We start from the raw sequence: 3,592 nt of genomic DNA on the forward strand, positions 1-3,592 counted from the left end.
TTACCCGTTCGATGACAGGTTGCTGGGCCGTCCAGGTTGACGGCCCTCATATCACTTGGGCTACTTCAGCCGAACGATCTTCGCACCGAGTTGGCGCGAATATTCAAGCGGCGCGACAGCAACAAAGTTGGTTTCGCGCACTTCAGTCATTTTCAACTCAAGCGGCGTTTTGCCACCCGGATTGACGATGACCTTGCGTGTGGGCGGAACCGCACGAAATACCAGAACACCGGCTTCCTTGGTAACGATCGCCCCATATGGCTCGTTATGCATGATGCGAACCGTGCCGCTTTCAGCAAATGCAGCCGTTCCAAGAATTGCTGTCAGACCGGCGATTGCCAGGAGCGTTTTGAAGACAATTTTCATGACGCGTCTCACTGTTAATTATTTGTTTACCGAGAATCGTAACCTTTCGTTAACTTCTGCGCCAGTGTTTCTGCTGCGTTAACCAAGAAAAAATGCCGTCGGCGCCTAAAACTCGAGAAGATTGTCTTATATTGGAACACTTTTAATCTTGATACGCCGGTTTGATATGGCCTCACCGTCTGTTTCAACCGGTTTTTTGCCGCAGATCAAAGCGCTTTCCTGCTAACCCTGGATCGCTAGATCATACTCATACGAAACAGACCGCGATGGCACAGCCAATGGCAGCGATGAGACGCAGGGCAAGTGTGAAATTCGGTCTCAGAATTCTCTGGGTTTTTTCTTCAACCGCTTCCTGTTGGGCTTGACCTCGCCCGTTTCCATGAAGTGCTTGAAGCCGATCAGGCCCTCGCGCGCATCGCTTCGCAGTTTCCTTTCATGAACCCGCTCAGGAAACCCGGCTTCAGGCGATACGCCATTTGCTGATAGAGCAAGGTCTTGTTCTGGCGCTCTTACACCCCAAATGTGATGAGCATCTTTTGCAGCGGAAAGTTCTTTCACTCGTAAACGTCATACGTGGATCGTTCACCATTCTTCAGATCGATGACCTCTTCCCAGAGGATCACATCCTTGTGCCGGTTCGGTATCACGCACTGGTGCGCTGTGCCCTTGTCCAGTCTGACAGGACTGCTATTGACGCTCATGGATGACTTCAGCGAAGGGTGGAAATCACCGGTATCGTCATATCGTGTGAGGACCTCCAGACTTTTTCGGACGAAACATTCACTTCGACTTCGTAGTAAACATCGGACAGTCTCATGGTTCTCTCCTCTCACCCAACGACAGTCTACGCGGATGCGACAAGGATCTGCGTCGCTTTCACAGCGAAGAGACGCAGGATAAATTCTGCAACAAGATATTGAAACCAGGCCAGAGCGGTACAAATACGCACCATGGCAATTTCACTTCCCTCGCGATTGTCGGACGTTAACTGGGACGACTTGAAGTTCTTCTTGGCCGTCGCCAGAACCGGCTCTTCCAGGCGTGCCGCAACTCTTTTAAAGACGAACCACGCAACGGTTTCGCGAAGACTTGCAGGACTGGAAAATGCCCTTGATGCCCGATTGTTCGATCGGAGCCAACAGGGTTTGGAACTGACCTATCTCGGAGAAACGTTGCTCCCTTTCGCTGAAGGGGTTGAGATCGAAATGGCGGCTGCCGCCCGCAAGATTACTGGCCAGGACTCGCTGCCCGCCGGCGAGATCCGCATCAGTATCCCGAATTTTCTCACCGAGACTCCGATAACCAACATCCTGGCACGCTTCTGCAAAGCGCATCCCGAAATCGAACTTGTCGTGCAGATGACCAATGAACTGGTCAGCATCGAACGCCACGAGGTCGATGTCTCACTAAGGTATGCAAGAACCGTTGACGGCGATGTCCTGGGAAGGAAACTGATCGACTGCACGAAATCGGTATTCTGTTCGCCCGACTATGCTGCCGCCATGACAGACAATCACGGTGATGGATTGCAGTTCATCGGCTGGTTTGAACCGATCCGCGAGGAGACAGCCGACTGGATCGCCAATACGCCCTACCCACGTGCCAAACTTCGCCACCGCGCCACCGAAGGGGCACTGCAACTCGCCTTTGCCCGTGAAAGCCTTGGTATGATCCAGGTGCCGTGTTTTTACGGCTCCTCTGTCCACGGGCTGGTTCGGGCCCCATTTCAGACACCCGTCGCTGACCGTCCGCTCTGGTTGTTGTACCACCGGGACCTGAGGCACACCGCTCGCATACGCCTGTTGATCGACTTTGTCGTCCGGGAGATCGAACGTGATGCGGCCACCTATAATGCCATGATCGATACCACTTCAAGACGGCATGCTGAGGCTTAGGTCTTGCCTTCATGAAACAGGTTGCGATGACGCAGATCGAAGCCGCTTTGCACCATCGCAGCCTATTTATGAGGACACATGGCTCAGCTCCTTGAAACATTCCTCCACATGTTCCGCGAAGGCATGCGTAGCTTTGCCTGCCTTTGCACCCTCGGTCATGATGATATGATAATCGCCGATTTCCGGTAATCCGTGTCGTTCGTCCAGCACCTGCATCGGTGGTTCAACGACGCTTGCGGGAAAGGGCGCAATCGCCAGATCCGCAAGCAGAGCTGCTTCCTGCCCGGCGCTGTGAAAACTTGTATAGGAAATCCTGTATGGCTTTTGCGCATCATCGAGTGCCACGCGGGCAGCCCTGCGCCATGGGCAGCCTTGTGTCGAGACCGCCAGTGGCAAGGGATCGCGATCATAGGCGATACCGCCTTCAAGCCCGACCCAGACCAACGGTTCGGTGAAGACAACCTCACCGCCGCTGGCAAGCCCTGTTCCCGGGCGGGCTGTGAAGAGCGCTAGATCCAGCGCTCCTTTCTTGACCATTTCATCCAGCTTGGGACTACCGTCCAGATGCACGTCCACGTTCACCCCCGGATGTGTACGTGCAAATCGGGACAGAATATTTGGCAGAAGCCGGGTCCCGAAATCGGACGGTGCGCCAAAGCGAACTTCTCCCTCAACATCCGGCGCAACGAACAGGGAGACGGCCTCCTCGTTCAACATCAGGATCCGACGGGCGTATCCAAGCAACGCTTCGCCTTCCGGTGTCAGACGCACACTGCGGCCCTCTCTGGCGAAAACCGCAACACCAAGCAGGGTTTCCAGCTTTTTGATCTGCATTGACACTGCCGACGGCGTCCGTCCGACAAGATCAGATGCCTTTGAGAAGCTGGACGTTTCCGCAATCACCAAAAACGTGCGGTAAAGCTCCATATCGATAAGTGGCATGCCTGAGCTCGGCAGTTTTTCCATATCCGGACCCCTTGAATTTTTCAGTTCAATTTTTTTGAACGAATAGATGAATACTATTCGATTGATTGAAACGCAAACTATGCCCATATAGCAATCAAGCGGCCCGGTTTTCATGCAGTGGACCGCCATCTTCAACAATCGAACGTTTCAGGATTGGGATCGACATGACCTATCTTGCACAAGCCCTGCGCACCAACCTCATGGGTGTTGTCTCCGGCCATTCCGCTGCTGAACTGGCCAAGATGAACTATGTTCTGCGCATGCGTGAAGCTGCAAAAGAGCCGAGAGCCACTCGCTAATTGCAATCGGCTCCGGGCAAGAGAATTATGCCAGCGTCGGGTAACCCAGCGCTTCGGCTTCCTGCT

General features: G+C 53.8%; 6 protein-coding genes. 2 read left to right on the plus strand and 4 right to left on the minus strand.

Annotated features, from left to right (window positions below):
* Positions 1–60 precede the first annotated feature (60 nt).
* The 3 genes from K5905_RS29960 to K5905_RS29970 all read right to left on the minus strand — a co-directional run bounded on the left by K5905_RS29960 (position 61) and on the right by K5905_RS29970 (position 1,067).
* Positions 61–366 (minus strand): hypothetical protein, encoded by a 306-nt coding sequence (locus tag K5905_RS29960; RefSeq protein ID WP_297591325.1) that lies wholly within the window; start codon positions 364–366, stop codon positions 61–63.
* A 318-nt stretch (positions 367–684) separates the two neighbouring features.
* Positions 685–924 (minus strand): hypothetical protein, encoded by a 240-nt coding sequence (locus K5905_RS29965; protein WP_297591327.1) that lies wholly within the window; start codon positions 922–924, stop codon positions 685–687.
* Positions 921–1,067, minus strand: coding sequence for a hypothetical protein (locus K5905_RS29970; protein ID WP_297591328.1), 147 nt, complete (start codon positions 1,065–1,067; stop codon positions 921–923). The genes K5905_RS29965 and K5905_RS29970 overlap by 4 nt, the downstream gene beginning before the upstream one ends.
* A 249-nt stretch (positions 1,068–1,316) precedes the next feature.
* Here K5905_RS29970 and K5905_RS29975 point away from each other — a divergent pair, with 249 nt between their 5' ends.
* Entirely contained in the window at positions 1,317–2,261 is a 945-nt protein-coding gene (locus K5905_RS29975) for a LysR family transcriptional regulator (RefSeq protein WP_297591329.1), read from the plus strand.
* Positions 2,262–2,327: 66 nt separating this feature from the next.
* Here the strand turns inward: K5905_RS29975 and K5905_RS29980 are convergent, their stop codons facing one another.
* Positions 2,328–3,227, minus strand: coding sequence for a LysR substrate-binding domain-containing protein (locus tag K5905_RS29980; RefSeq protein WP_297591331.1), 900 nt, complete (start codon positions 3,225–3,227; stop codon positions 2,328–2,330).
* A 164-nt stretch (positions 3,228–3,391) separates the two neighbouring features.
* Here K5905_RS29980 and K5905_RS29985 point away from each other — a divergent pair, with 164 nt between their 5' ends.
* Positions 3,392–3,526, plus strand: a complete 135-nt coding sequence (locus K5905_RS29985) for a hypothetical protein (RefSeq protein ID WP_297591332.1) — start codon at positions 3,392–3,394, stop codon at positions 3,524–3,526.
* Positions 3,527–3,592 lie beyond the last annotated feature (66 nt).

The organism is Roseibium sp., from assembly GCF_025698965.1.
Lineage (GTDB): Bacteria > Pseudomonadota > Alphaproteobacteria > Rhizobiales > Stappiaceae > Roseibium.